Consider the following 26,649-nt stretch of genomic DNA (forward strand, 5'->3'; position numbering starts at 1 on the left):
GGAAGTGACCGACAGGGAACCGCCGCGCCGCCGCGTGCCCGGACCCGCCAGGCCCGCCCGCCCCGGCGGCAGCCGGCCGCGCCCCGGCCCCGGCGCCCGTCCGGCCCGGCGCCCCAGCTCCACCTGGCGGCCCCCGCCGGTGCGCGTCCTGCGCCTCGGCAGCCCCCGGCCCCGGCTGCGCATGGTCGCCCTCGCGCTGACCCTGGTGATGCTCGTCTTCGTGGTCCGGCTGCTGCAGGTGCAGGCCGTCGACGCGAGCGCCTACGCGGCCAAGGCCGACGCGAACCGCTACGTGGTCCACACGATCGCCGCCGAGCGCGGCGCCATCACCGACCGCACCGGCGTGGCCCTCGCCACCAGCGTGGACGCCGAGGACATCACGGCCGACCCGACCATGTTCACCCGCGAGACCCTGAAGGTCGGCGACGGACCCGAACAGGCCGCCGCGCTGCTCGCCCCGATCATCGGACAGGACCAGGCCGGTCTGGCGAAGAAGCTGCGCACCCCGAACACGCGGTACGTGCTGCTGGCCCGCCGCCAGACCCCGCAGGTGTGGACCCAGATCAAGGACCTGAAGGCCGCGCTCACCAAGAAGGGCCAGGCGGACGGGTCCACGGTCAACGTGCTGGCCGGGGTCTTCTCCGAGCCCAGCACCAAGCGCGTCTATCCGGGCGGCGACCTCGGCGCCGCGCTCCTGGGCTGGGTCGACGCCGCGGGCAAGGGCGGCGGCGGCATCGAGCAGCAGCTGGACAAGCAGCTGGCCGGCAAACCCGGCAAGATCCGCTACACCCAGTCCGGCGGCCGGGAGGTGCCCACCGCCGGCTCCAGCGGGACGCCGGCCGTGCCGGGCACCGACGTCGAGCTGACCATCGACCGCGACATCCAGTGGGCCGCGCAGAACGCCATCACCGAGCAGGTGCGCAAGTCCGACGCGGACCGCGGCTACGTGATCGTGCAGGACACCAGGACCGGCGAGATCCTCGCCATGGCGAACTCCCCGGGCTTCGACCCGGGCGACCTGGCGCACGCCGACCCGGCGGCGCTCGGCAACGCCGCGGTCCAGGACGCCTTCGAACCCGGCTCCACCGCCAAGGTCATGTCCATGGCGGCGGTCCTGGAGAAGCAGGCGGCCACACCGCTCACGCACGTCGTCGTGCCCAACCGGCTGCACCGCGGCGACCGGCTCTTCCAGGACGACGTCGACCACGAGACCTGGTACCTCACGCTCAACGGGGTGCTCGCCAGGTCCAGCAACATCGGCACCATCATGGCCACCGGCCGGCTCGGCCGGACCCAGGCCGAGGCCAACAAGGTCCTCTACTCCTACCTGCGCAAGTTCGGCATCGGCAGCTACACCGGCATCGGCTTCCCCGGCGAGACCAAGGGCATCCTGGCGCCGCCCGAGAAGTGGTCGACTTCGCAGCAGTACACGATCCCGTTCGGCCAGGGCTTCTCCATCAACGCGCTGCAGGCGGCGTCCATCTACTCGACGATCGCCAACGGAGGGGTCCGGATCCAGCCGACCCTGGTGCGCGGCACCAAGGGGCCCGACGGCCGTTTCAGCCCCGCCCCCGAGCCGGAGAAGCGCCGGGTGGTGAGCGCGGGGACCGCGAAGGAACTGGCCCAGATGCTGGAGTCCGTCGTCGACGACGAGCACGGCACCGGCCTGAAGGCGCGCATCCCCGGCTACCGCGTCGCCGGCAAGACCGGTACGGCCAACCGTGTGGATCCGGCCACCGGCAGATACCGCGGTTACACGTCGTCCTTCGCCGGGTTCGCGCCCGCCGACAACCCCCGCGTCACCGTCTACTGCGCGATCCAGAACGCCACCGAGGGCAGCTACTACGGCGGTGACATCTGCGGTCCGATCTACAAGCAGGTCATGGAGTTCGCGCTGAAGACGCTCCAGGTGCCGCCCACCGGCGCGCAGGCCGCCAACCTGCCCGTCGAGTTCAAGCCCTGACCCCGCCGCCCCCCGGCCGGCCGAAGTCCCCACGACCCACCCGAGCCCCCCGGCCCCCGAGAGCCCCCACGGCCCCGACCGGCACCGCGGCACCCGCCGCGGCCCGTACCACCGGAACAGAACCACCAGGAACAGCCCGTGACGACGATCACCCCGGAACCCGGGAACCGCCCGCAGCCGTCGCCCTCGCTTCGCCCGCAGGCGGGTACGCCCGGTACGCTCACCGCCGTGCCACACCCTGATCAGTCCCAAACCACCCAGAAGGGCGCTTCCGTGACATATCCGGGGCCGCCGCGACCGGTTCAGGTCACCGCCACCACCCTCGCGGAGCTGGCCGGTCAGCTGGGTACCGCGCAGCCGGACAGCACCGCCGAGGTCACGGGCATCACCCACGACTCGCGCGCCGTGCGCCCCGGCGACCTGTACGCCGCCCTGCCCGGGGCCCGCGCGCACGGTGCCGACTTCGTCACCCAGGCGGCGAGCCTGGGCGCGGTCGCCGTGCTCACCGACCCGGCCGGCGCCGAGCGCGCCGCCGCGACCGGCCTGCCGGTGCTGGCCGTGGCGGACCCGCGCGCGCGGATGGGTGAACTGGCGGCCACGATCTACGGCCGGCCCGGCCGCGATCTGCTCCAGATCGGCATCACCGGCACCTCGGGCAAGACCACCACGGCCTACCTCGTCGAGGGCGGCCTGAAGACCGCGCGGTCCACCGGCCTGATCGGCACGGTGGAGATGCGCATCGGCGAGGAGCGCATCAAGTCCGAGCGCACCACCCCCGAAGCCACCGACCTGCAGGCCCTGTTCGCCGTCATGCGCGAGCGCGGCGTCGAGGCGGTCGCCATGGAGGTCTCCAGCCACGCCCTGGTGCTCGGCCGGGTCGACGGCTGCGTCTTCGACATCGCCGTCTTCACCAACCTCAGCCCGGAGCACATGGAGTTCCACTCCGGCATGGAGGACTACTTCCAGGCCAAGGCGCAGCTCTTCACGCCCCGCCGCAGCAGGCTCGGCGTCGTCAACCACGACGACGAGTACGGCCGCAGGCTCGCCCGGGAGGCCACCGTCCCGGTCGTCACCTTCTCCGCCGAGGGCCACCCGGACGCCGACTGGCGCGCCGAGGACGTCCAGGTCGGACCGATGGACTCCACGTTCACCGTGATCGGCCCCGAGGGGCAGCGGATCAACGCCCGGTCCCCGATCGCCGGCCCGTTCAACGTCGCCAACACCCTCGCCGCGATCGTCGCGCTGGCCGCCGCGGGCCTGGACCCGCAGAGCGCCGCCGACGGCATCGGGGCCGTCCCGGGCGTGCCGGGCCGCCTGGAGCGCGTCGACGCCGGGCAGCCCTACCTCGCGGTCGTCGACTACGCGCACAAGACGGACGCCGTGGAGTCGGTCCTCAAGGCGCTGCGCAAGGTCACCAAGGGGCACCTGCACGTGGTGCTCGGCTGCGGCGGCGACCGGGACACCACCAAGCGCGCCCCCATGGGCGCCGCCGCGGCCCGGCTCGCCGACACCGCGGTCCTGACCTCCGACAACCCCCGTTCCGAGGACCCCCTCGCGATCCTCGCCACCATGCTCCAGGGCGCCGCCTCGGTGCCCGCGCACGAGCGTGGCGAGGTGCTCCTGTTCGAGGAGCGGGCCGCCGCGATCGCGGCCGCCGTCGGCCGTGCGCGGCCCGGTGACACGGTCCTGGTCGCGGGCAAGGGCCACGAACAGGGCCAGGACATCGCGGGCGTCATCCGTCCCTTCGACGATCGCGAGGTCCTGCGCGAAGCCATCCGGAGCACCCAGCGCGAAGCCGTCGGGGACACCCGGGGATGAACGTCCGCCAGACCCCGGCGGCGCGCCCGTGCCGGACCCGGGGACGACCGTGAAGACCCAGGGACGACCGTCCGAACGACCCAGGGATTGAAAATCCAGAAGACCCAGGGGATGAACTTGTGATCGCCCTCTCCCTCGCCGAGATCGCAGCAGTCGTCGGCGGGCAGACGCACGACATACCGGATCCGTCCGTCCAGGTGACCGGACCCGTCGTCCGGGACTCCCGGGAGGCGGTGCCCGGCAGCCTCTTCGTCGCCTTCGCCGGCGAGCGCGTGGACGGCCACGACTTCGCCGCCGCCGTCGTCGAGGCCGGCGCGGTCGCCGTGCTGGCCACCCGTCCCGTCGGCGTGCCCGCGATCGTGGTCGAGGACGTCCAGTCCGCCCTCGGCGCCCTCGCCCGCCACGTCGTGAACCGGCTCGGCGCCACCCTCGTCGCCCTGACCGGCTCCGCGGGCAAGACCAGCACCAAGGACCTCATCGCCCAGGTGCTGCGGCGCAAGGCTCCGACCGTGTTCACGCCCGGCTCGCTCAACAACGAGATCGGGCTGCCGCTGACCGCCCTGAGCGCCACCGAGGAGACGAAGTTCCTCGTGCTGGAGATGGGCGCCCGCGGCATCGGGCACATCCGCTACCTCACCGGACTGACCCCGCCGAAGGTGGGCCTCGTGCTCAACGTCGGCAGCGCCCACATCGGCGAGTTCGGCGGCCGGGAGCAGATCGCCCAGGCCAAGGGCGAACTGGTCGAGAGCCTGCCGCCGGCCGAGGAGGGCGGGACCGCGATCCTCAACGCCGACGACCCGTTGGTCCGGGCCATGGCCTCCCGTACGACGGCGAAGGTGCTCCTTTTCGGAGAGTCCGACGAAGCGGACGTACGCGCCGAGAACGTGAGACTCACGGACAGCGGACAGCCTTCCTTCAGCCTTCACACACCCTCCGGTGCATGCGATGTGACCATGCGCCTGTACGGTGAGCACCACGTGTCGAACGCGCTCGCCGCGGCCGCCGTCGCCCATGAGCTGGGCATGTCCGCAACCGAGATCGCCACCGCGCTCTCCGAGGCGGGCTCCCTCTCCCGCTGGCGGATGGAGGTCACCGAGCGCCCGGACGGCGTGACCGTCGTCAACGACGCCTACAACGCCAACCCGGAGTCCATGCGGGCCGCCCTGCGCGCGCTCGCGGCGATGGGCCGGGGGCGGCGGACCTGGGCGGTGCTCGGCAAGATGGCCGAGCTCGGGGACGAGGCGCTCGCCGAGCACGACGCGGTCGGACGGCTCGCCGTCCGACTCAACGTCAGCAAGCTCGTCGCGGTCGGGGGCAGGGAAGCGTCCTGGCTGCAACTGGGCGCATACAACGAGGGTTCGTGGGGTGAGGAGTCGGTGCACGTGTCCGACGCACAGGCGGCGGTCGACCTGTTGCGCAGCGAGTTGCGCCCGGGGGACGTCGTGCTCGTGAAGGCGTCCCGTTCGGTCGGTCTGGAGAGCGTTGCCCAGGCGCTCGTCGAGACCGGTGCCGAGGGTGAGGTCGCGGCCCGATGATGAACCAGATCCTGTTCGCGGGAGTCATCGGCCTCTTCCTGACGCTGGTCGGCACCCCGCTGCTGATCAAGCTGCTGGCCCGCAAGGGCTACGGCCAGTACATCCGCGACGACGGCCCGCGCGAGCACGCCAGCAAGCGCGGTACGCCGACCATGGGCGGCATCGCCTTCATCCTGGCGACGGTCGCCGCCTACTTCCTGTCCAAGGTGATCACCGGCAAGCCCCCGACCTACTCGGGTCTGCTGGTGCTCGGCCTCATGGTCGGCATGGGCATGGTCGGCTTCCTCGACGACTACATCAAGATCGTCAAGCGCCGTTCGCTGGGTCTGCGCGCCAAGGCCAAGATGGCGGGCCAGCTGATCGTCGGCATCGGCTTCGCGGTCCTGTCGCTGATGTTCTCCGACAACCGCGGCAACACCCCGGCCTCCACCAAGCTGTCGTTCATCACGGACTTCGGCTGGACGATCGGCCCGGTGCTGTTCGTGATCTGGGCGCTGTTCATGATCCTCGCGATGTCGAACGGCGTGAACCTCACCGACGGCCTGGACGGCCTGGCCACCGGCGCCTCCGTCCTGGTCTTCGGCGCCTACACCTTCATCGGCGTCTGGCAGTTCCAGGAGTCGTGCGCCAACGCGATGACCCTGACCAACCCCAACGCCTGTTACGAGGTGCGCGATCCGCTCGACCTCGCGGTCGTCGCCTCCGCGCTGATGGGTGCCTGCCTCGGCTTCCTGTGGTGGAACACCTCACCGGCCAAGATCTTCATGGGCGACACCGGTTCGCTCGCGCTCGGCGGTGTGCTCGCGGGCCTGGCCATCTGCTCCCGCACCGAGCTGCTGCTCGCGCTGCTCGGCGGCCTGTTCGTGCTCATCACCATGTCGGTGGTCATCCAGGTCGGCTCCTTCCGGCTCACCGGCAAGCGCGTCTTCCGGATGGCGCCACTCCAGCACCACTTCGAACTCAAGGGCTGGTCCGAAGTGCTCGTCGTGGTCCGTTTCTGGATCATCCAGGGCATCTGTGTGATCGTCGGACTGGGCCTCTTCTACGCGGGATGGGCAGCGGACAAGTGACCGACTGGCAGGGGAAGAACGTCACCGTCGCCGGACTCGGCGTCTCCGGGATCCCGGCGGCCAGGGTCCTGCACGGCCTCGGCGCGCACGTCACCGTCGTCAACGACGGCGACGACGAACGCTCCCGCGCCCAGGCGGCCGAACTGGAGTCCCTGGGCGTCACCGTGCGCCTGGGGGACGGCGATTCCCTGCCCGACGGCACCGAGCTGATCGTCACCACCCCCGGCTGGAAGCCGGACAAGCCGCTGTTCCAGGCGGCCGGCAAGGCCGGCGTCCCGGTCTGGGGCGACGTCGAACTGGCCTGGCGGCTGCGCGGTCTGGACGGCCGGGAACCGGCCCCGTGGCTGGCCGTCACGGGCACCAACGGCAAGACCACCACCGTGCAGATGCTCGCCTCCATCCTCCAGGCGGCGGGCCTGCGCACGGCGGCGGTCGGCAACATCGGCGTCTCGCTGCTGGACGTCGTCCTCGGTGAGGAGCGCTACGACGTGCTCGCCGTCGAACTCTCCAGCTACCAGCTGCACTGGGCGCCCTCGCTGCGCGCCCACTCCGCCGCCGTCCTCAACCTCGCCCCGGACCACCTCGACTGGCACGGCTCCATGGAGGCGTACGCCGCCGACAAGGGCCGCATCTACGAGGGCAACCGCGTCGCCTGCGTCTACAACGCCGCCGACCCGGCCACCGAGGAACTGGTGCGCGCGGCGGACGTCGAAGAGGGCTGCCGCGCCGTCGGGTTCACGCTCGGCACGCCCGCGCCCTCCCAACTCGGCGTCGTGGAGGGCATCCTGGTCGACCGTGCCTTCGTCGAGAACCGGCAGAAGAACGCCCAGGAGCTGGCCGAGGTCGGCGACATCGACCCGCCCGCCCCGCACAACATCGCCAACGCCCTTGCCGCCGCCGCCCTCGCGCGCTCCTTCGGCGTCCCGGCGACGGCCGTGCGGGACGGCCTGCGGGCCTTCACCCCCGACGCCCACCGCATCGCGCACGTGGCCGACGTCGACGGCGTCGCCTACGTCGACGACTCCAAGGCCACCAACACCCATGCCGCGCAAGCCTCGTTGGCGGCATATGAACCGATCGTATGGATTGCGGGCGGTCTGGCCAAGGGCGCGGTCTTCGACGAACTGGTCGCGGGCGCGGCGAAGCGGCTGCGCGGCGTGGTCCTCATGGGCGCCGACCGCGCGCTCATCCACGACGCCCTGACGCGACACGCGCCGGAAGTCCCCGTCGTCGACCTCGACCGGACCGACACTGGGGCGATGCTCCAGGCCGTCCAGGAGGCGCGGCGGCTCGCCCGGCCCGGCGACACGGTGCTGCTGGCCCCGGCCTGCGCCTCCATGGACATGTTCGCCAACTACAACCGGCGTGGTGACGCGTTCGCGGAGGCCGTTCGCGAACTCGGCGCCCGCTGACCCCGGCCGCCCCCGCTGCCGGGCGACCTTGGAGGGACGCGTGGGATCCGCGAACCGAGCCAGACGCAGGCGGCCGACGTACAGCGGAGGCTCAGATGCCCGGTAGTCCCGGCAGCCGGGCGGGCCGTCCGCCCGCGCAGCGGACCACCCGGCGGCCCGCCGCCGGCCCGGCCGCGCGCGACAACGCCGTCCGCACCCTCGTCACCCGCGCCCGCAAGGCATGGGACCGGCCGCTCACCGCGTACTACCTGATCCTCGGCGGCAGCTCGCTGATCACCGTGCTGGGCCTGGTGATGGTCTACTCGGCCTCCCAGGTCACCGCGTTGCAGATGGCGCTGCCCGGCTCGTACTTCTTCCGCAAGCAGCTGCTCGCCGCCGTGATCGGCGCCGGGCTGCTCCTGGCCGCCGCCCGCATGCCGGTGAAACTGCACCGGGCGCTGGCCTACCCGATCCTGGCGGGCGCGGTGTTCCTGATGGCACTGGTGCAGGTGCCGGGGATAGGGATGTCGGTCAACGGCAACCAGAACTGGATCTCGCTGGGCGGCTCCTTCCAGATCCAGCCCAGCGAGATCGGCAAGCTGGCCCTGGTGCTCTGGGCCGCCGACCTGATCGCGCGCAAGCAGGAGAAGCGGCTGCTCACGCAGTGGAAGCACATGCTCGTGCCGCTCGTGCCGGTCGCCTTCATGCTGCTCGGCCTCATCATGCTCGGCGGCGACATGGGCACCGCGATCATCCTCACCGCCATCCTGTTCGGGCTGCTGTGGCTCGCGGGCGCCCCCACCCGCCTGTTCGTGGGCGTCCTCTCGGTCGCCGGCCTCATCGGCCTGGTCCTCATCAAGACCAGCCCCAACCGCCTGGACCGGTTCGCCTGCGTCGGCTCCACCGACGTGACCAAGTGCTGGCAGGCGGTGCACGGCATCTACGCCCTGGCCTCCGGCGGATTCTTCGGCTCCGGCCTCGGTGCGAGTGTGGAAAAATGGGGCCAACTCCCCGAGGCCCACACCGACTTCATCTTCGCCGTGACCGGTGAGGAACTGGGCCTGGCGGGGACGCTGTCGGTACTCGCCCTGTTCGCGGCTCTAGGCTATGCGGGCATCCGCGTGGCCGGACGCACGGAGGACCCCTTCGTGAGGTACGCCGCGGGAGGCGTGACGACGTGGATCATCGCGCAGGCGGTGATCAACATCGGTGCGGTGCTCGGCCTGCTGCCGATCGCCGGCGTCCCGCTCCCGCTGTTCTCCTACGGAGGGTCCGCCCTGCTGCCGACCATGTTCGCCATCGGGCTGCTGATCGCCTTCGCGCGGGACGAGCCCGCTGCGCGGGCGGCGCTTGCCATGCGGCAACCTCGGTTTGGTAGAAAGCGGGCGTCGGGCTCCGCGGCCGGCCGGAGAACCGGCCGCAAGCCCGACCGGACCTTCGGCCGCAAGCCCGGCCGGGAGTCCGCCGGGAGACCCGGCCATGGCTCGGGTCAGGGATCCGGGGCAGGATCGGGGCAGGGGTCCGGCCAGGGGCCCCGCAGATGGAACACGATGCGACGGCGCGCCTCGGCGGCGCGTTCGTCCGGAGAGCGGTGAATTTCGGTGCATGTCGTACTCGCCGGCGGAGGTACCGCGGGCCACATCGAGCCCGCGCTCGCCCTCGCGGACGCCCTGCGCAGGCAGGACCCGACCGTGGGGATCACGGCCCTGGGCACGGAGCGCGGTCTGGAGACCCGGCTCGTCCCGGAGCGCGGTTACGAGCTGGCGCTGATCCCCGCGGTCCCGTTGCCGCGCAAGCCCACCCCCGAGCTGATCACCGTCCCGGGCCGGCTGCGCGGCACGATCAAGGCCGCCGAGCAGATCCTGGAACGCACCAAGGCCGACGCCGTGGTCGGTTTCGGCGGTTACGTCGCCCTGCCCGGCTACCTCGCCGCCAAGCGGCTCGGCGTGCCCATCGTGATCCACGAGGCCAATGCCCGCCCTGGCCTGGCCAACAAGATCGGCTCGCGTTACGCGGCCCAGGTCGCCGTCTCCACCCCGGACAGCAAGCTGCGCGGCGCCCGCTACATCGGCATCCCGCTGCGCCGGGCCATCGCCACCCTGGACCGGGCCGCCGTACGCCCCGAGGCCCGCGCGGCGTTCGGGCTCGACCCCAACCTGCCCACGCTGCTGGTCACCGGCGGCTCGCAGGGCGCCCGCCGGCTCAACGAGGTGGTCCAGCAGGTCGCGCCCTGGCTCCAGCAGGCGGGCATCCAGATCCTGCACGCCGTCGGCCCGAAGAACGAACTGCCGCGCGTGCACCAGATGCCGGGTATGCCCCCCTATATCCCGGTAAGTTATCTGGACCGGATGGACCTCGCGTACGCCGCGGCCGACATGATGCTCTGCCGCGCGGGCGCGATGACCGTCGCCGAACTCTCCGCCGTCGGACTCCCGGCCGCCTACGTCCCGCTGCCCATCGGCAACGGCGAACAGCGGCTGAACGCCCAGCCGGTGGTCAAGGCGGGCGGCGGACTGCTGGTCGACGACGCGGACCTCACCCCGGAGTGGGTGCAGCAGAACGTCCTGCCCGTGCTCGCCGACCCGCACCGGCTGTACCAGATGTCCCGTGCCGCCGGTGAGTTCGGCCGCCGGGACGCCGACGACCTGCTCGTCGGCATGGTGTACGAGGCCATCGCCTCGCGCCGTTAGGACCATATGAACGAAGGGGTTTGAGACGTGGCCGGACGGACGACCGCCGAACGCGGTGAACGCCAGCAGCAGTCGTCCGGCCCGCTCCGGGGCCGCCGGCTGCGGCGGCCGCCCCTTCGTGCGGTCGTCGTCCTGGCCCTGGTCGTCCTCGGCTGCGGAACCCTCTGGGTCCTGTACGGCTCGTCCTGGACCCGGGTGGAGCGGGTGTCCGTCTCCGGCACCCGGGTGCTGACCCCCGCACAGGTGCGCGCGGCCGCCGAGGTCCCGGTGGGCGATCCGCTCATTTCCGTCGACACCGCCGCGGTGGCGGCCCGCCTGCGCCGCCAATTGCCCCGAATTGACTCGGTTGATGTCGCTCGTTCATGGCCGCACGGAATCCAGCTGAAAGTGGTCGAGCGCACCCCGGTCATGGTGGAGGAAAAGGGCGGAAAGTTCGTCGAAGTGGACGCGCGGGGCGTGCGGTTCGCCACGGTCGCCCAGGCGCCGAAAGGCGTCCCCGTCCTGGAATTGTCCCTTTCCCGGTCCGCCTCGGCGGCCGCGAGCCTGCGGCGCTTCGACGAGGCCCGTCTGGTGCGCGAGGCCGTCACGGTCGCGGGCCGCATCCCGGCCGCGGTCTCCCGCCGGACGCGCGCCGTCAAGGTCCGTACCTACGACGACATCTCGCTCGAGCTGAGCGGGGGCCGCACCGTGGTGTGGGGCAGCGGCGAGAGCGGCGCCGAGAAGGCCCGCGCCCTCACCGCGCTGATGAAAGCGGCGCCCGGCGCCCGGCACTTCGACGTCAGTGTCCCCACCGCGCCTGCGTCATCGGGGAGTTGACGGGTATACGTGCAGGCCAGCACCCTGGTTGGGCACCGCTATGCCTGATCACATAGGGTGAAAAGAAAAACGGGAGGTTCGGCGTGTTCGTTGAACGGGCGCCACTTGTCGACTTAGTGTCCTGTTCAGAAGACTTCAGGGAACAGGCACACTGGTAACCCTAAACTTCAGGGTTAGGGTTCGGGTCGGCGTTACGGACCGTCCCATTCGGCATCAGCCGTCGCGGCGCGGACAGCGCGCAACGACGGCGACGTAATTCGAGGCGAGAGGCCTTCGACGTGGCAGCACCGCAGAACTACCTCGCAGTCATCAAGGTCATCGGTGTCGGCGGCGGTGGTGTCAATGCCATCAACCGGATGATCGAAGTCGGTCTCAAGGGCGTCGAGTTCATCGCCATCAACACCGACGCACAGGCGCTGTTGATGAGCGACGCCGACGTCAAGCTCGACGTCGGCCGCGAACTGACCCGCGGACTCGGCGCCGGAGCCAACCCGGCCGTCGGCCGCAAGGCCGCCGAGGACCACCGCGAGGAGATCGAAGAGGTCCTCAAGGGGGCCGACATGGTCTTCGTGACGGCCGGTGAAGGCGGCGGCACCGGCACCGGCGGCGCGCCGGTCGTGGCCAACATCGCGCGCTCCCTGGGCGCCCTCACCATCGGCGTGGTCACCCGCCCGTTCACCTTCGAGGGACGGCGCCGCGCCAACCAGGCCGAGGACGGCATCGCCGAACTCCGCGAAGAGGTCGACACCCTCATCGTCATCCCCAACGACCGGCTGCTGTCCATCTCGGACCGCCAGGTCAGCGTGCTCGACGCGTTCAAGTCCGCGGACCAGGTGCTGCTGTCCGGTGTGCAGGGCATCACCGACCTGATCACCACCCCCGGCCTGATCAACCTCGACTTCGCCGACGTCAAGTCGGTCATGTCCGAGGCCGGTTCCGCCCTCATGGGCATCGGCTCGGCCCGCGGCGACGACCGCGCGGTGGCGGCCGCCGAGATGGCGATCTCCTCCCCGCTGCTGGAGGCCTCCATCGACGGCGCCCGCGGCGTGCTGCTCTCCATCTCCGGCGGCTCCGACCTCGGTCTGTTCGAGATCAACGAGGCTGCCCAGCTGGTCAGCGAGGCCGCCCACCCCGAGGCCAACATCATCTTCGGCGCGGTCATCGACGACGCCCTCGGCGACGAGGTGCGGGTCACCGTGATCGCGGCCGGCTTCGACGGCGGCCAGCCCCCGGCCCGCCGGGACAACGTCCTCAGCTCGGCGTCCTCGTCCCCGTCCGCCGCGTCCTCCCCGCGCCGCGAGGAGCCCGCGCCGGTACGGCAGCCCGAGAGCCGTCCGTCCTTCGGCTCGCTCGGCAGCGTGAAGCCGAAGGAGGAGCCGGAGCCGGTCGCGCCCGAGCCGCTGAGCGACCTCACCCCGCCGCCGGCCCCGCCGGCGCCGCGGACCTACACCGACAGCGCGGCCGAGGAACTGGACGTACCGGACTTCCTGAAGTGATAGGACAGCGCGACACCGTGAACGGCGCGCACTTCGCCTTCACCGACCGGTGGGGCGGGGTGAGCGCCGTTCCGTACGAGGAGCTGAACCTCGGCGGCGCGGTCGGCGACGACCCGGCCGCTGTACGGACCAACCGCGAACTGGCCGCCAAGTCCCTCGGACTGGATGCGGCCCTGGTGGTCTGGATGAACCAGGTGCACGGCGCGGACGTGGCGGTCGTGGACGGACCGTGGGACACCGCGGCCGGCATCCCGTCCGTCGACGCGCTCGTCACCACCCGGCGCGGTCTCGCCCTCGCCGTGCTCACCGCCGACTGCACACCGGTGCTGCTCGCCGACCCGGTCGCCGGGATCGCGGCCGCGGCCCACGCGGGACGGCCCGGCCTGGTGGCCGGGGTGGTGCCCGCCGCCGTACGCGCGATGGTGGAACTCGGCGCCGACCCCGCCCGGATCACCGCCCGCACCGGGCCCGCCGTGTGCGGCCGGTGCTACGAGGTGCCCGAGGCGATGCGCGCCGAGGTGAGCGCGGTGGCGCCGGCGGCGTACGCCGAGACGAGTTGGGGTACGCCGGCGCTCGATGTGAGCGCCGGGGTGCACGCGCAGCTCGAAGCCCTTGGCGTGCACGACCGGGAGCACTCGCCGGTGTGCACGCGCGAGTCGGACGACCACTTTTCGTACCGCCGCGACCGCACCACCGGTCGGCTCGCGGGCTACGTCTGGCTGGACTGATGGGGCATGACGGAACGTAAGGACGAACTCGCCGCGAATCTGGCGAGGGTTCAGGAGCGCATCGCCGCCGCGTGCGCCGCCGCGGGACGCCCGCGCGAGGACGTGACCCTGATCGTGGTCACCAAGACCTATCCGGCGGCGGACGTGCGGATGCTGGCGGACCTCGGAGTGCGGCACGTCGCCGAGAACCGCGACCAGGACGCGGCACCGAAGGCCGCGGAATGTTCGGATCTGCCCTTGAGTTGGCATTTTGTCGGTCAACTTCAGACCAACAAGGTGCGTTCCGTCGTCGGTTACGCGGACGTCGTGCAGTCCGTCGACCGCTCCCGGCTCGTCACGGCGCTCTCCAAGGAGGCCGTGCGCGCGGAGCGCGAACTCGGGTGCCTCATCCAGGTCGCGCTGGACGCCGGGGTGAGCGGCCGGGGCGAGCGGGGCGGCGTGGCACCCGAGGGGATCGGGGAGTTGGCCGACCGGATCGCGTCCGCCGAGGGGCTGCGGCTGGACGGGCTGATGACCGTCGCGCCGCTGACCGGTGAGTATGCCGGGCGTCAACAGGCGGCGTTCGAACGGCTCATGGATTTGTCGACCTACCTGCGCCGGACCCATCCGGCTGCCACCATGGTCTCGGCAGGGATGAGCGCGGACCTCGAAGAGGCCGTGGCCGCCGGAGCGACACATGTGCGCGTCGGCACCGCGGTACTCGGAGTCCGCCCCAGGCTCGGGTAACGTCGCCAAGAAGTCGGACCACAGCAGAAAATATGGTCAATACCGCCGAAGAAGGCGCAACGACCTCGTGGATCGCGGGGACTTGGCGGTCGTCAGTCGATCCACCACAGAGCGGAGGACTCAGAGCATGGCCGGCGCGATGCGCAAGATGGCGGTCTACCTCGGCCTCGTGGAGGACGATGGGTACGACGGCCGGGGTTTCGACCCCGATGACGACTTCGAACCCGAACTCGACCCGGAGCCCGAGCGGGACCGCCGACGGCACGAACCGTCGCACCAGCCGCACGGAACACATCAGCCGCAAAGGGACGAACCGGTACGCGTGGTGCAGCCTCCGGCGCCACGCGAACCTGTGTCCCATTCCGCTTCGCTCCCGGCGGAATCCCCTCGTCCGGCGCGCATCGCGCCCGTGGCATCCATCACACAAGAACGCGCCAGCCTGGAGAAGAACGCACCGGTGATCATGCCCAAGGTCGTGTCCGAACGTGAGCCGTACCGGATCACCACACTTCACCCCCGGACCTACAACGAGGCCCGTACCATCGGGGAACACTTCCGTGAAGGCACCCCGGTGATCATGAATCTGACGGAGATGGACGACACGGACGCGAAGCGACTTGTCGACTTTGCCGCCGGTCTGGTGTTCGGTCTTCACGGCAGCATCGAGCGGGTGACACAGAAGGTGTTTCTGTTGTCGCCTGCTAACGTCGATGTCACGGCGGAGGACAAGGCCCGCATCGCAGAGGGCGGGTTCTTCAACCAGAGCTGAGACGCACCACCGGAAAACAGGCACGGAACAGGGGAGAGGGAAGCACCGATCATGGGCGTGGCCATGGAGGTTCTCTACATCGCGCTGATGGTGTTCCTCATCGTGCTGATCTTCCGTTTGGTCATGGATTATGTGTTCCAGTTCGCCCGCTCGTGGCAACCCGGCAAGGCGATGGTGGTCGTTCTGGAGGCCACCTACACTGTCACCGATCCACCGCTGAAGCTTCTGCGGCGGTTCATTCCGCCGCTGCGTCTCGGGGGCGTGGCGCTCGACCTGTCCTTCTTCGTCCTGATGATCATCGTCTACATCCTGATCTACATCGTGGGGAACCTCGCGACGTGACTGTGGACGATACGGTCTTGCCGACTGCCGATGACTACGTTGAGGTGAAGAGATGCCGTTGACCCCCGAGGACGTGCGGAACAAGCAGTTCACGACCGTCCGCCTCCGAGAAGGCTATGACGAGGACGAGGTCGATGCCTTCCTCGACGAGGTCGAGGCCGAGCTGACCCGCCTGCTCCGCGAGAACGAGGACCTGCGCGCCAAGCTGGCCGCGGCCACCCGGGCCGCCGCGCAGAACCAGCAGAACATGCGCAAGCCTCCGGAGCAGCAGGACCAGCAGCACCCGCAGCAGGGTCCCGGTGGCCCCGGCATGCCTCAGCAGGGCGGGATGCCCCAGCAGGGCGGCATGCCGCAGCAGGGCATGCGAGGTCCCGGCGCTCCGGTGCCCGCCGGCATATCGGGCCCGCCGCAGCAGCAGATGGGCGGCCCCATGGGTGGTCCGCCCCAGCTGCCGAGCGGTGCCCCGCAGCTGCCCGCCGGCCCCGGCGGACAGGGCCCGCAGGGCCCCGGCCCGATGGGTCAGGGTCCCGGACCGATGGGCCAGGGCCCCGGTCCGATGCAGGGGCAGATGGGTCCGGGTCCGATGGGCGGCCCGAACCCCATGGGTCCCGGCCCGATGGGCCAGGGTCCCGGTGGCGACAGCGCCGCGCGCGTCCTGTCGCTGGCCCAGCAGACCGCCGACCAGGCGATCGCCGAGGCGCGTTCCGAGGCCAACAAGATCGTCGGCGAGGCCCGTTCGCGCGCCGAGGGTCTCGAGCGTGACGCCCGTGCCAAGGCCGACGCCCTGGAGCGGGACGCGCAGGAGAAGCACCGCGTCGCGATGGGCTCCCTGGAGTCCGCCCGCGCCACGCTGGAGCGCAAGGTCGAGGACCTGCGCGGCTTCGAGCGCGAGTACCGTACGCGACTGAAGTCGTACCTGGAGTCGCAGCTGCGTCAGCTGGAGACCCAGGCCGACGACTCGCTGGCCCCGCCGCGCACCCCCGCGGCCGCCTCGCTGCCGCCGTCCCCGGCGCCGTCGATGGCTCCGGCCGGCGCGAGCGCCCCGTCCTACGGCGGCAACCAGTCGATGGGCGGCGCGCCCAGCCCGTCCGGTCCGTCCTACGGCGGCCAGCAGCAGATGTCCCCGGCGATGACCCAGCCGATGGCACCGGTACGTCCGCAGGGCCCGTCCCCCATGGGCCAGGCGCCGTCCCCGATGCGCGGCTTCCTCATCGACGAGGACGACAACTGAGGAGCCCTGACGGGTTCCTGAGCGAAGGAACGAACAAGGCGTCGGCAGCCTGAGAGAAAGGCCCCGGAGGAAACCCTCCGGGGCCTTTCTCGTACACGGATGCGCTTCTCGGGGGCGCGGGAACTGCTCTTGAGGGGCGCGGGAAACTGCGCGGAAGGGGGGCTGGGGGCGAAGCCCCCATTGGGCGGGGAAGAGCGGGGGGCGGCGGGGGCGGACGCCCTTCAGGCGCCCGCCCCCGCGCCGCTCACGCCTTGCGCAGACGGAACGTCAACGACAGCCCCTCGTCGGTGAACACGTCACCGTACGTGCCGTCGGCCTCGCCCTGCGCGAAGTCCGTCGCGAGAACCTCCTCGGCGATGAGCCCGGAGTGCTCGGACAGCGCGGCGATCACCGCCGCGTCCGTGGACGTCCACCGCAGCGCGATCCGGTCCGCGACGTCGAGGCCGCTGTTCTTGCGCGCCTCCTGGATCAGCCGGATCGCGTCGCGCGCGAGCCCGGCCTGCCGCAGCTCCTCCGTGATCTCCAGGTCGAGCGCCACGGTCGCGCCCGCGTCGGACGCCACCGACCAGCCCTCGCGCGGGGTCTCCGTGATGATCACCTCGTCCGGAGCGAGCGTGACCGTCTCGCCGTCGAGCTCCACCGACGCGGTGCCCTCGCGCAGCGCCAGCGACAGCGCCGCCGCGTCGGCCCCGGCGATCGCCTTCGCCACGTCCTGGACGCGCTTGCCGAACCGCTTGCCCAGCGCCCGGAAGTTGGCCTTGGCCGTGGTGTCCACCAGCGATCCGCCGACCTCGCTCAGCGACGCCAGCGAGGAGACGTTCAGCTCCTCCGTGATCTGCGCGTGCAGTTCCCGGTCCAGGGTGTCGAAGCCCGCCACCGCGACCAGTGCGCGCGACAGCGGCTGACGGGTCTTGACGCCCGACTCCGCGCGCGTGGCGCGGCCCAGCTCCACGAGCCGCCGCACGAGCACCATCTGCTGGGACAGTCCGGGGTCGATGGCCGCCAGGTCGGCCTCCGGCCAGCTCGCCAGGTGCACCGACTCCGGGGCGCCCGGCGTGACCGGCACGATCAGGTCCTGCCAGACCCGCTCGGTGATGAACGGCGTCAGCGGCGCCATCAGCTTCGTCACCGTCTCGACGACCTCGTGCAGCGTGCGCAGCGCGGCCTTGTCGCCCTGCCAGAAGCGGCGGCGCGAGCGGCGGACGTACCAGTTGGACAGGTCGTCGACGAACGCGGAGAGCAACTTTCCGGCACGCTGCGTGTCATAGCCCTCCAGGGCCTGCGTGACCTGGTCGGTCAGCGCGTGCAGCTCGCTCAGCAGCCAGCGGTCGAGCACCGGGCGGTCGGCCGGGGCCGGGTCCGCCCCGCTGGGCGCCCAGTTCGACGTACGGGCGTACAGCGCCTGGAAGGCGACCGTGTTCCAGTACGTCAGGAGCGTCTTGCGGACGACCTCCTGGATGGTGCCGTGACCGACCCGGCGGGCCGCCCAGGGGGAACCGCCGGCCGCCATGAACCAGCGCACCGCGTCGGCGCCGTGCTGGTCCATGAGCGGGATCGGCTGCAGGATGTTGCCCAGGTGCTTGGACATCTTGCGGCCGTCCTCGGCGAGGATGTGGCCCAGGCACACGACGTTCTCGTAGGACGACTTGTCGAACACCAGCGTGCCGACGGCCATCAGCGTGTAGAACCAGCCGCGGGTCTGGTCGATCGCCTCGGAGATGAACTGCGCCGGGTAGCGGCTCTCGAACAGCTCCTTGTTCTTGTACGGGTACCCCCACTGCGCGAACGGCATCGAGCCCGAGTCGTACCAGGCGTCGATGACCTCCGGCACACGCGTGGCCACCGCCCCGCAGCCCTCCTGCGGGCAGGCGAAGGTGACCTCGTCGATGAACGGGCGGTGCGGGTCCAGGCCCGACTGGTCGGTGCCGGTCAGCTCGGTCAGCTCCGCGCGGGAGCCCACGCAGGTGAGGTGGCCCTCCTCGCAGCGCCAGATCGGCAGCGGCGTGCCCCAGTAGCGGTTGCGGGACAGCGCCCAGTCGATGTTGTTGTTCAGCCAGTCGCCGAAGCGGCCGTGCTTGACGGTGTCCGGGAACCAGTTGGTCTTCTCGTTCTCCTGGAGGAGACGGTCCTTGACCGCCGTGGTGCGGATGTACCAGGACGGCTGGGCGTAGTACAGGAGCGCGGTGTGGCAGCGCCAGCAGTGCGGGTAGCTGTGCTCGTAGGGCAGGTGCTTGAAGAGCAGGCCCCGCTGCTGCAGGTCCTCGGTGAGCTTCTCGTCGGCCTTCTTGAAGAAGACACCGCCGACCAGCGGGACGTCCTCCTCGAAGGTGCCGTCCGGACGGACCGGGTTGACGACCGGCAGGCCGTAGGCGCGGCCCACCTTGAGGTCGTCCTCACCGAAGGCGGGGGACTGGTGGACCAGACCCGTGCCGTCCTCGGTGGTGACGTACTCCGCGTTGACGACGAAGTGCGCGCCCGCCTCGGCCTCGGGGAACTCCACCAGCTCGAAGGGGCGCTGGTAGGTCCAGCGCTCCATCTCCGCGCCGGTGAAGGACTCACCGGTGGTCTCCCAGCCCTCACCGAGCGCCTTGGCGAGCAGCGGCTCGGCGACGACGAGCCGCTCCTCGCCGTTCGTCGCCACCACGTAGGTGACGTCGGGGTGCGCGGCCACGGCCGTGTTGGAGACCAGGGTCCACGGGGTCGTCGTCCACACCAGGAGCGCGGCCCGGCCGGCCAGCGGTCCGGAGGTGAGCGGGAAGCGGACGTAGACGGACGGGTCGACGACCGTCTCGTAGCCCTGCGCCAGCTCGTGGTCGGACAGGCCGGTGCCGCAGCGCGGGCACCAGGGGGCGACCCGGTGGTCCTGGACCAGCAGGCCCTTGCCGAAGATCTCCTTCAGGGACCACCAGACGGACTCGATGTACTCGGGGTCCATCGTGACGTAGGCGTCGTCGAGATCGACCCAGTAGCCCATGCGGGTCGTCAGCTCGGAGAAGGCGTCGGTGTGCCGCAGCACGGACTCACGGCACTTGTCGTTGAAGGCCGCGATGCCGTACGCCTCGATGTCCTGCTTGCCGGAGAAGCCCAGCTCCTTCTCGACGGCCAGCTCGACGGGCAGCCCGTGGCAGTCCCAGCCGGCCTTGCGTGCCACGTGGTAACCGCGCATGGTGCGGAAGCGGGGGAAGACGTCCTTGAAGACGCGGGCCTCGATGTGGTGGGCGCCGGGCATGCCGTTGGCGGTGGGCGGGCCCTCGTAGAACACCCACTCGGGGCGGCCCTCGGACTGCTCCAGGCTCTTGGCGAAGATCTTCTGCTCACGCCAGAAGTCGAGCACCGCGTGCTCGAGCGCGGGCAGGTCGACCTGGGCGGGCACCTGACGGTACTGCGGCTGCGTGTTCAACGAGCTTCCTCCGGCGGATGTGCTGCCTTCCGTCGGAGGGACGAGAGCCTTCGTGCTGCCTACGCCGTGTGCGGCGCGCTCCCGCGGTACCACCCTCCTTGGCCCCCCGGTGCGCCGTCCGCTCCGGTGAGCCCCCTCATTGGGCTCGCGATGCCGGTTCTACTCGCCCCTCGGGCTTTCTTCCGGCGGCTCCGGGGTGATCTTCACGCCGCGCTCGCCCCCGGGCTCACACCGTCCCCGGGTCGCTCTGGGCTGCGTACGCCGCTACTCGTCCCCATCCACGCTTCTCGCTGCGCCCAGTGTACGGCGCCCCGGGAGCGGCGGCCGACCGGTTTTCGGGGCGGCGCGCGGGCCGGGCCCAGGGAGGGCGGAGACGGGGCGCGGGTGACCCGAACGGCGCCGGTGCCGCCGGTCGGATCGTAGGACACCCGGCTCGTCGGATTACCCGGCGGGGAGCTGGGCACAACGCATGCATGCCCACCGCGCGGTACGCGCGAGGCGGGCGAATCGGGCGGCGTGCCCCGTTGCCGCGGGACTGAAGTCGATTTATCGTCCCAGCACGATTCGCGAGCAAGATCACAATATGTGAAGGGGCCGCGGCCATGGTGGCGAAGAAGACCGCCGAGCAGTCGGCGTCCGGCGGGTCCCGGCACACCGGCGCCGAGGGCGGCGCGGCCGAGCCCGCGACGCCCGGCACCGCCATGCCCGGCACCGCGGCGCATGGCGCCCCGAAGCGAGGCGCTACGGCGACGGCGAGGAACCGCCGGGCGGCCGGCCGTACGGCGCAGGCGAAGGAGGCGGAGGTCCCCGGGTCCGGGGACACCGGGGACCCCGCGCGCGGGGAAGCCGGTGCCGGGCGCACCACGGACGGGCGCACCACGGACGGGCGCACCCCGGCGCGGAAGACCGCGGCGCGGAAGCCCCCCGCGCGGGAGGCCCCCGTGACGGATGCCCCCGTGAGGAAGTCCGCGGGGAGGACCGCCGGGCGGAAGCCGTCCGGGCGGAAGCCGTCGGAGCCGGAGCCGGAGTCGCAGGAGCCGGAGTCGTCCGGGGCGGAGTCCGCCGGGGCGCGGTCGTCCGGACCGAGTGCCTCCGCGCAGGGTGGGACCGGGGCCGCCGTGGGCAGGAAGAGCACGGGCAAGAAGGTGGGCGCGGCCGAGGCCGCGAAGCAGACGGGAGCCACGACGGTGGTTGCGAAGAAGACCCCTGGTACGGCCACGGCGGCCACGACCGCCCTCCCCAAGGCACGCGTCGCCGCGGCGGTGGACCCGGGAGACCTCGCGGTGCGGGCGGGTGAGGACCCGTGGTCCGAGGAGGAGGTCGCCGAGGCCCGTGCGGAGCTGGAGTCCGAGATGCAACGCCTGAGCGCCGAGATCAGCGCGTCCGAGGCGGCCCTGGCCGGACTGATGCGCGACTCCGGGGACGGCGCGGGCGACGACCAGGCGGACACCGGCACCAAGAACATCACGCGGGAGCACGAGCTGGCGCTGGCCGCCAACGCGCGCGAGACGCTCACCCAGACCCAGCGCGCCCTGGACCGCCTGGAAGCGGGCACCTACGGCGTGTGCGAGAACTGCGGCAACCCGATCGGAAAGGCCCGCATGCAGGCCTTTCCGCGGGCCACCCTGTGCGTGGAGTGCAAACAGAAGCAGGAGCGCCGTTAGAGCTGCGGACAAAAGGGGCGCCCGGCTCGCGACGCCCGGCACGCACGCTCGCGGCGTTGCCGAAAGGCCCTGGTGGCTCCGCTACAAGGACCTTCCGGCGCCTTGCGATCGCACGCACCGGACGCCGCGAGCCGATCGGAATCCCCTTTTGACCGCAGCTCTTGCTGAGCGGGCGGCGGGCCCCTCCTGAGCACGCCGGCCGGGGGAGGCGTGCCGTAGTCTCGTCCTCAGTCAGGTACCTAGGTCGAGGGACTCACGTGGCAGAGGCGGAGCGCATCATCGGTACGCCGGACGGCACCCCGAAGGACGCTGAGCGTCCCGGGCGGCAGCGGCAGCCCGACGTCGCGGCGGAGACGGCCGCCGCACCTTCAGGAACGACGCCGGACGCGCCGGACGCGCCGGACGCCGGGAGCGCGCCCGCCGCGCCGGACGGCTCCGCCGAGGCCCCGCGCGCGGGTGGATCCGCCGAGGACCCCCGCGCGGACGGGCCCGAGGCGGTCTCCCGCACGGACGAGCGGTCCGGCACCGCCACGGACGAGCGGCCGCGGGGCAGGCGGCGGATCGGGGTGCTGTTCACGGTGGCCGCCGTGGCCTACGCCCTCGACCTCGTCAGCAAGCTTCTCGTCGTGGCGAAGCTGGAGCACCACGCGCCGGTGGACATCATCGGTGACTGGCTCCAGTTCCAGATGATCCGCAACTCCGGTGCCGCCTTCAGCTTCGGCGAGGCGTACACGGTGATCTTCACGGTCATCGCCGCCGCCGTGATCGTGGTGATCGTCCGGCTCGCCCGCAAGCTCTACAGCCTGCCGTGGGCCATCGCGCTCGGACTGCTGTTCGGTGGAGCGCTGGGCAACCTCACCGACCGGATCTTCCGCTCGCCGGGCGTCTTCAAGGGCGCGGTCGTCGACTTCATCTCCCCGAAGCACTTCGCCGTCTTCAACCTCGCCGACTCGGCGATCGTCTGCGGCGGCATCCTGATCGTGCTGCTCTCCTTCGGCGGCCGTGACCCGGACGGCACCGTGCACAAGGACTGAGGCGCCCGGGGCCCGAGTTTTCCACAGGGGCAGGGCCGCGCGTGCGGGAGTGTCCGGCCCGTCCGGCATACTCGACGGGTGAGCACGCTTCCCGAGATCCGTACCCTGCCCGTGCCCGACGGCCTGGAGGGCGAGCGCGTCGACGCCGCCATCTCCCGCATGTTCGGCTTCTCCCGCACGAAGGCGGCCGAGCTGGCCGCGGCGGGCAAGGTGCTGGTCGACGGCGCGGCGGTCGGCAAGTCCGAGCGGGTGCGCGGCGGCGCCTGGCTGGAGGTCGAGATGCCGCAGGCGCCCGCGCCCGTGCAGATCGTCGCCGAGCCGGTCGAGGGCATGGAGATCGTCCACGACGACGACGACGTCGTGGTGATCGTCAAGCCGGTCGGTGTCGCCGCCCACCCCAGCCCCGGCTGGACCGGACCCACGGTCATCGGCGGACTCGCCGCCGCCGGGTACCGGATCTCCACCTCCGGCGCCGCCGAGCGCCAGGGCATCGTGCACCGCCTGGACGTGGGCACCTCCGGCCTGATGGTGGTCGCCAAGTCCGAGTACGCGTACACGTCGCTCAAGCGCCAGTTCAAGGAGCGCACGGTCGACAAGCGCTACCACACCCTGGTCCAGGGCCACCCGGACCCGACCAGCGGCACCATCGACGCCCCCATCGGCCGCCACCCGAACCACGACTACAAGTGGGCGGTCACCGCCGAGGGCAAGCCGTCCGTCACGCACTACGACCTCATCGAGGCCTTCCGCGCCGCCTCCCTGCTCGACGTGAAGCTGGAGACCGGGCGCACCCACCAGATCCGCGTGCACATGGCCGCCCACCGCCACCCCTGCGTCGGCGACCTCACCTACGGCGCCGACCCCACCCTCGCCAAGCGGCTCAGGCTGACCCGGCAGTGGCTGCACGCCGTGCGGCTCGGCTTCGAGCACCCCGGGGACGGCCGGTGGGCCGAGTTCGCCAGCGACTACCCGGCGGACCTCCAGCAGGCCCTCGACCAGGTCCGCGAGGAGACCTACGCATGACCGCCCGGGCCCCCTACCGGACCCGCGTCGCGCGGGACGCCGCCGACCGCGAGGCCTGCCTCGCGGTGCGCAAGGAGGTCTTCGTCGCCGAGCAGGGCGTGCCCGAGGAGATCGAGTACGACGACCTCGACGCCGTCGCGGTCCACGTGCTCGCCGTCCACGACGACGGCACCCCGCTGGGCACCGGGCGGCTCCTGCACGGCGAGGCCGCCGCCGGCCGCACCGGCGGCGACGCGGCCGTCGGCTCCCTTGGCCGCCTCGCCGTCACCGCCGCGGCCCGCGGCCTCGGCGTCGGCGCCGCCCTGGTGCGGGCCCTGGAGGAAGCGGCCCGCGCGCTCGGCCTGACGGCGATGGACCTGCACGCGCAGACCCACGCCCTGGGTTTCTACGAGCGGCTCGGGTACGCGGCGTACGGCCCCGAGTTCCCGGACGCCGGTATTCCGCACCGGGCGATGCGGCGCGCCCTGTAGCCCCCGGGCGAAGAGGCCGGCCGCGGGGACGGCATGGCACGCTGGAGGCTGCCGTGTGAACGTCCGACCTCCCGGAGCGCTGATTCGTGGATCAGTTGGCCCTGTTGTTCGTCGTCCTGCTCGGGGCCGTGATCAGCGTCCCCGTCGGAGACCGGCTCGGGCTGCCCGCCCCGGTGCTCATGACGCTCCTCGGGATCGTGCTCGCGGTCCTGAACTTCGTGCCGAACGTCGACATCCCGCCCGGCCTGATCCTGCCCGCGCTGCTGCCGCCGCTGCTGTACGCCGCCGTACGGCGCACCTCCTGGCGGCAGTTCGCGGCGAACAAACGGCCCATCTTCCTGCTGGCCGTGGCCCTGGTGTTCGTCACGACCATCTGCGTCGCGGTCGTCGCCCACACCATCGTGCCGGGGCTCCCGCTGGCCGCGGCGGTGGCGCTGGGCGCGCTGGTCGCGCCGCCCGACCCGGTCGCCGCGACCGCCGTCGCCGGACAGCTCGGGCTGCCCCGCCGCCTGGTGTCGATCCTGGAGGGCGAGGGACTCTTCAACGACGTCACCGCGATCGTGCTCTACCACGTGGCGATCGCCGCCGCCGTCAGCGGCGAGTTCTCCGCCTGGCACGCCGGACTCGACCTGGTGCTGTCCGCGGTGGTCGCCGTCGTCGTCGGCGTGGCGCTCGGCTGGGGCGCCAACAAGCTGCTCGACCTGCTGGGGGACGCCACCCTCCAGATCGGCCTGACCCTCCTCGTGCCGTACGCCTCCTACGTGCTGGCCGAGGAACTGCACGGCTCCGGCGTCCTCGCCGTGCTCACCACCGCCCTGTTCCTGGCCGAGTACGCCCACGACGCCGACGACGTGCTGAGCCGGCTGGCCGGGCACACCGTCTGGGACGTCGTGGACACCCTCGTCACCGGCGTCGCCTTCGGCCTGATCGGCCTGGAACTGCACAACGCCATCCGCACCGCCTCGGGCCGCTGGGGCGAGCTGCTGGGCTGGGCCGGGGTGGTCGTGGGCGTGGTCGTCTTCGTCCGGCTGCTGTGGCTGCTCCCGGCGACCTGGCTCACCCAACGCCTGCATGCCCGGCGGGACTACGACGAGGACATCCCGACGAGCTGGCGGGAGACCGTCGTCATGTGGTGGTCGGGGATGCGCGGCGTGGCCTCGGTGGCGCTGGCGCTGGCCATCCCGCTGAGGACGGACAGCGGCGCGCCGTTCCCCGACCGCGACGAGATCGTCTTCATCGCCTTCGGAGTGATCATGGTGACGCTGGTGGTGCAGGGGCTCACCCTGCCCTGGCTGGTGAAGCGGCTCGGCGTGCGGGCCGACACCGAACGCGAGAAGGAGTTCGAGAAGGAACTGGCGGTGCGGGCGGCGCGTGCGGCCAAGCGGCGGCTGAAGGAGATCGAGGCCGTCGAGGACCTGCCCGACGAGGTGTCCGAGCAGATGCTGCGGCGGGCCTTCGAGATCGGGCTGCGGATCAACCCGCAGATCGGCGACGAGGAGCGCCGGGAGGCGCAGGAGAACCGGGTGCGCCGGATCAAGCGGCTGCGGCGGATCCAGGGCGAGATGCTCAGCGCGGCCCGGCACGAGGTGCTAGCGGCCCGCAGTGAGCCGGGGGCCGATCCGGAGATCGTCGACCGGGTGCTGCGCCACCTCGACGTACGCAGTCTGCGCTGACCCTCCCGGGCGGGCCGCGCCGCCCGGAGCCTGTTCGCCGGACACAGGGCCTAGGCTCGAGAGCATGACACGCAACGTGGTGATCAGCGGTGGCGGTACCGGGATCGGACTGGCCACCGCACGGATGTTCGCGGCCGGAGGGGATCAGGTCCTGCTGCTCGGGCGGCGGGAGGAGGTCCTGCGCAAGGCGGGGGTGCCGGGGGCGCTCGTCTGCGCCGCCGACCTCGGTGACGTGGACGGCGTACGGCGGGTGGCCCGCTTCGTGGCCGAGGAGATGGGCGCCGTGGACGTGCTCGTGCACAGCGCGGGCGGCACCGGACTGCTCGAACCACCGGTGGAGCGGGACGATCCGCTCGACCGGGTCGCCGACCAGTGGACGGTCAACTTCCGGCTCAACACGCTGACCGCCGTACTGCTGACCGAGGCCCTGCGGCACCGGCTCGCCGAGCCCGGCGGACGCGTGCTGTTCCTCAGCTCCATCGCCGCCTACCGGGGTTCGGGCACCGGCGCCTACGCCGCCTCCAAGGCGGCCCTGCACCCCTACGCCCACGACCTGGCCCGGCAGTTGGGGCCGCACGGCATCACGGTCAACGTCGTCGCGCCCGGCTACATCGAGGACACCGAGTTCTTCGGCGACGCGATGGACGAGCCCCGCCGCGCGCAGCTGGTCGCCGAGACCTCCACGGGCCGCGCCGGCACCCCCGGCGACGTCGCCGCCACCCTGCACTGGCTGGCCTCCCCGGCCGCCGCCCACGTCACCTCGCAGATCATCCAGGTCAACGGCGGCGCGGAACGCGGCCGCTGAGACAC

Annotated in this window: 21 protein-coding genes; 20 read left to right on the top strand and 1 reads right to left on the bottom strand. The window is 71.8% G+C overall.

The features are described 5' to 3' along the window. The first annotated feature begins 4 nt into the window (after nt 1-4). The 14 genes from ABZ719_RS02600 (at nt 5) to ABZ719_RS02665 (ending at nt 16,575) form a co-directional block, all read left to right on the top strand. The gene (locus ABZ719_RS02600) at nt 5-1,963 is read left to right on the top strand and encodes a penicillin-binding protein 2 (protein ID WP_366723413.1); all 1,959 of its coding nucleotides are present in this window, start codon (nt 5-7) and stop codon (nt 1,961-1,963) included. A gap of 138 nt (nt 1,964-2,101) precedes the next feature. Next, a complete protein-coding gene (locus tag ABZ719_RS02605; protein WP_366723414.1) occupies nt 2,102-3,781 on the top strand; it encodes a UDP-N-acetylmuramoyl-L-alanyl-D-glutamate--2,6-diaminopimelate ligase in 1,680 nt (559 codons plus the stop codon). A 119-nt stretch (nt 3,782-3,900) separates the two neighbouring features. Further along, nucleotides 3,901-5,316: a UDP-N-acetylmuramoyl-tripeptide--D-alanyl-D-alanine ligase gene (gene murF, locus ABZ719_RS02610; RefSeq protein ID WP_366723415.1), complete on the top strand. Its 1,416-nt coding sequence runs from the start codon at nt 3,901-3,903 to the stop codon at nt 5,314-5,316. Further along, on the top strand, nt 5,313-6,386 hold the full coding sequence (mraY, locus tag ABZ719_RS02615) for a phospho-N-acetylmuramoyl-pentapeptide-transferase (RefSeq protein ID WP_360962984.1): 1,074 nt from the start codon (nt 5,313-5,315) through the stop codon (nt 6,384-6,386). Before murF ends, mraY begins: the two co-directional genes overlap by 4 nt. Continuing rightward, nucleotides 6,368-7,798 (top strand): UDP-N-acetylmuramoyl-L-alanine--D-glutamate ligase, encoded by a 1,431-nt coding sequence (gene murD, locus ABZ719_RS02620; protein WP_366723416.1) that lies wholly within the window; start codon nt 6,368-6,370, stop codon nt 7,796-7,798. The genes mraY and murD overlap by 19 nt, the downstream gene beginning before the upstream one ends. A gap of 95 nt (nt 7,799-7,893) precedes the next feature. Next, nucleotides 7,894-9,372 (top strand): putative lipid II flippase FtsW, encoded by a 1,479-nt coding sequence (gene ftsW / locus ABZ719_RS02625; RefSeq protein WP_366723417.1) that lies wholly within the window; start codon nt 7,894-7,896, stop codon nt 9,370-9,372. 6 nt (nt 9,373-9,378) lie between these two features. Beyond that, nucleotides 9,379-10,467 carry an undecaprenyldiphospho-muramoylpentapeptide beta-N-acetylglucosaminyltransferase gene (gene murG, locus ABZ719_RS02630; protein ID WP_366723418.1) on the top strand — a complete coding sequence of 363 codons (1,089 nt, stop codon included), beginning with the start codon at nt 9,379-9,381 and terminating at the stop codon, nt 10,465-10,467. A gap of 27 nt (nt 10,468-10,494) precedes the next feature. After that, on the top strand, nt 10,495-11,283 hold the full coding sequence (locus ABZ719_RS02635; protein ID WP_366723419.1) for an FtsQ-type POTRA domain-containing protein: 789 nt from the start codon (nt 10,495-10,497) through the stop codon (nt 11,281-11,283). A 278-nt stretch (nt 11,284-11,561) separates the two neighbouring features. Continuing rightward, nucleotides 11,562-12,779 carry a cell division protein FtsZ gene (gene ftsZ / locus ABZ719_RS02640; RefSeq protein WP_366723420.1) on the top strand — a complete coding sequence of 406 codons (1,218 nt, stop codon included), beginning with the start codon at nt 11,562-11,564 and terminating at the stop codon, nt 12,777-12,779. Beyond that, complete coding sequence (gene pgeF / locus ABZ719_RS02645; protein WP_366723421.1) at nt 12,776-13,507, top strand: peptidoglycan editing factor PgeF; 732 nt, start codon at nt 12,776-12,778, stop codon at nt 13,505-13,507. Before ftsZ ends, pgeF begins: the two co-directional genes overlap by 4 nt. A 6-nt stretch (nt 13,508-13,513) precedes the next feature. Beyond that, a complete protein-coding gene (locus tag ABZ719_RS02650) occupies nt 13,514-14,233 on the top strand; it encodes a YggS family pyridoxal phosphate-dependent enzyme (protein WP_366723422.1) in 720 nt (239 codons plus the stop codon). Between the two features lie 127 nt (nt 14,234-14,360). Next, complete coding sequence (gene sepF / locus ABZ719_RS02655) at nt 14,361-15,002, top strand: cell division protein SepF (protein WP_037863360.1); 642 nt, start codon at nt 14,361-14,363, stop codon at nt 15,000-15,002. A gap of 51 nt (nt 15,003-15,053) precedes the next feature. Then, on the top strand, nt 15,054-15,344 hold the full coding sequence (locus tag ABZ719_RS02660; protein WP_009188102.1) for a YggT family protein: 291 nt from the start codon (nt 15,054-15,056) through the stop codon (nt 15,342-15,344). A 52-nt stretch (nt 15,345-15,396) separates the two neighbouring features. Next, nucleotides 15,397-16,575 carry a DivIVA domain-containing protein gene (locus ABZ719_RS02665; protein WP_366723423.1) on the top strand — a complete coding sequence of 393 codons (1,179 nt, stop codon included), beginning with the start codon at nt 15,397-15,399 and terminating at the stop codon, nt 16,573-16,575. Nucleotides 16,576-16,819: 244 nt separating this feature from the next. Here the strand turns inward: ABZ719_RS02665 and ileS are convergent, their stop codons facing one another. Continuing rightward, nucleotides 16,820-19,975, bottom strand: a complete 3,156-nt coding sequence (ileS, locus tag ABZ719_RS02670; protein ID WP_366723424.1) for an isoleucine--tRNA ligase — start codon at nt 19,973-19,975, stop codon at nt 16,820-16,822. A gap of 602 nt (nt 19,976-20,577) precedes the next feature. Between ileS and ABZ719_RS02675 the strand changes: the two genes are divergently transcribed. The 6 genes from ABZ719_RS02675 (at nt 20,578) to ABZ719_RS02700 (ending at nt 26,644) form a co-directional block, all read left to right on the top strand. Further along, nucleotides 20,578-21,639, top strand: coding sequence for a TraR/DksA C4-type zinc finger protein (locus tag ABZ719_RS02675; protein WP_366723425.1), 1,062 nt, complete (start codon nt 20,578-20,580; stop codon nt 21,637-21,639). Between the two features lie 257 nt (nt 21,640-21,896). Beyond that, the gene (lspA, locus tag ABZ719_RS02680; RefSeq protein WP_366723426.1) at nt 21,897-22,673 is read left to right on the top strand and encodes a signal peptidase II; all 777 of its coding nucleotides are present in this window, start codon (nt 21,897-21,899) and stop codon (nt 22,671-22,673) included. A 78-nt stretch (nt 22,674-22,751) separates the two neighbouring features. After that, a complete protein-coding gene (locus ABZ719_RS02685; protein ID WP_366723427.1) occupies nt 22,752-23,696 on the top strand; it encodes an RluA family pseudouridine synthase in 945 nt (314 codons plus the stop codon). After that, nucleotides 23,693-24,166: a GNAT family N-acetyltransferase gene (locus tag ABZ719_RS02690; protein WP_366723428.1), complete on the top strand. Its 474-nt coding sequence runs from the start codon at nt 23,693-23,695 to the stop codon at nt 24,164-24,166. The genes ABZ719_RS02685 and ABZ719_RS02690 overlap by 4 nt, the downstream gene beginning before the upstream one ends. Nucleotides 24,167-24,252: 86 nt before the next feature. Beyond that, the gene (locus tag ABZ719_RS02695) at nt 24,253-25,839 is read left to right on the top strand and encodes a Na+/H+ antiporter (RefSeq protein ID WP_366723429.1); all 1,587 of its coding nucleotides are present in this window, start codon (nt 24,253-24,255) and stop codon (nt 25,837-25,839) included. Nucleotides 25,840-25,903: 64 nt separating this feature from the next. After that, nucleotides 25,904-26,644 carry an SDR family oxidoreductase gene (locus ABZ719_RS02700; protein WP_366723430.1) on the top strand — a complete coding sequence of 247 codons (741 nt, stop codon included), beginning with the start codon at nt 25,904-25,906 and terminating at the stop codon, nt 26,642-26,644. Nucleotides 26,645-26,649: the final 5 nt, after the last annotated feature.

This window comes from Streptomyces sp. NPDC006743 (assembly GCF_040703815.1).
Lineage (GTDB): Bacteria > Actinomycetota > Actinomycetes > Streptomycetales > Streptomycetaceae > Streptomyces.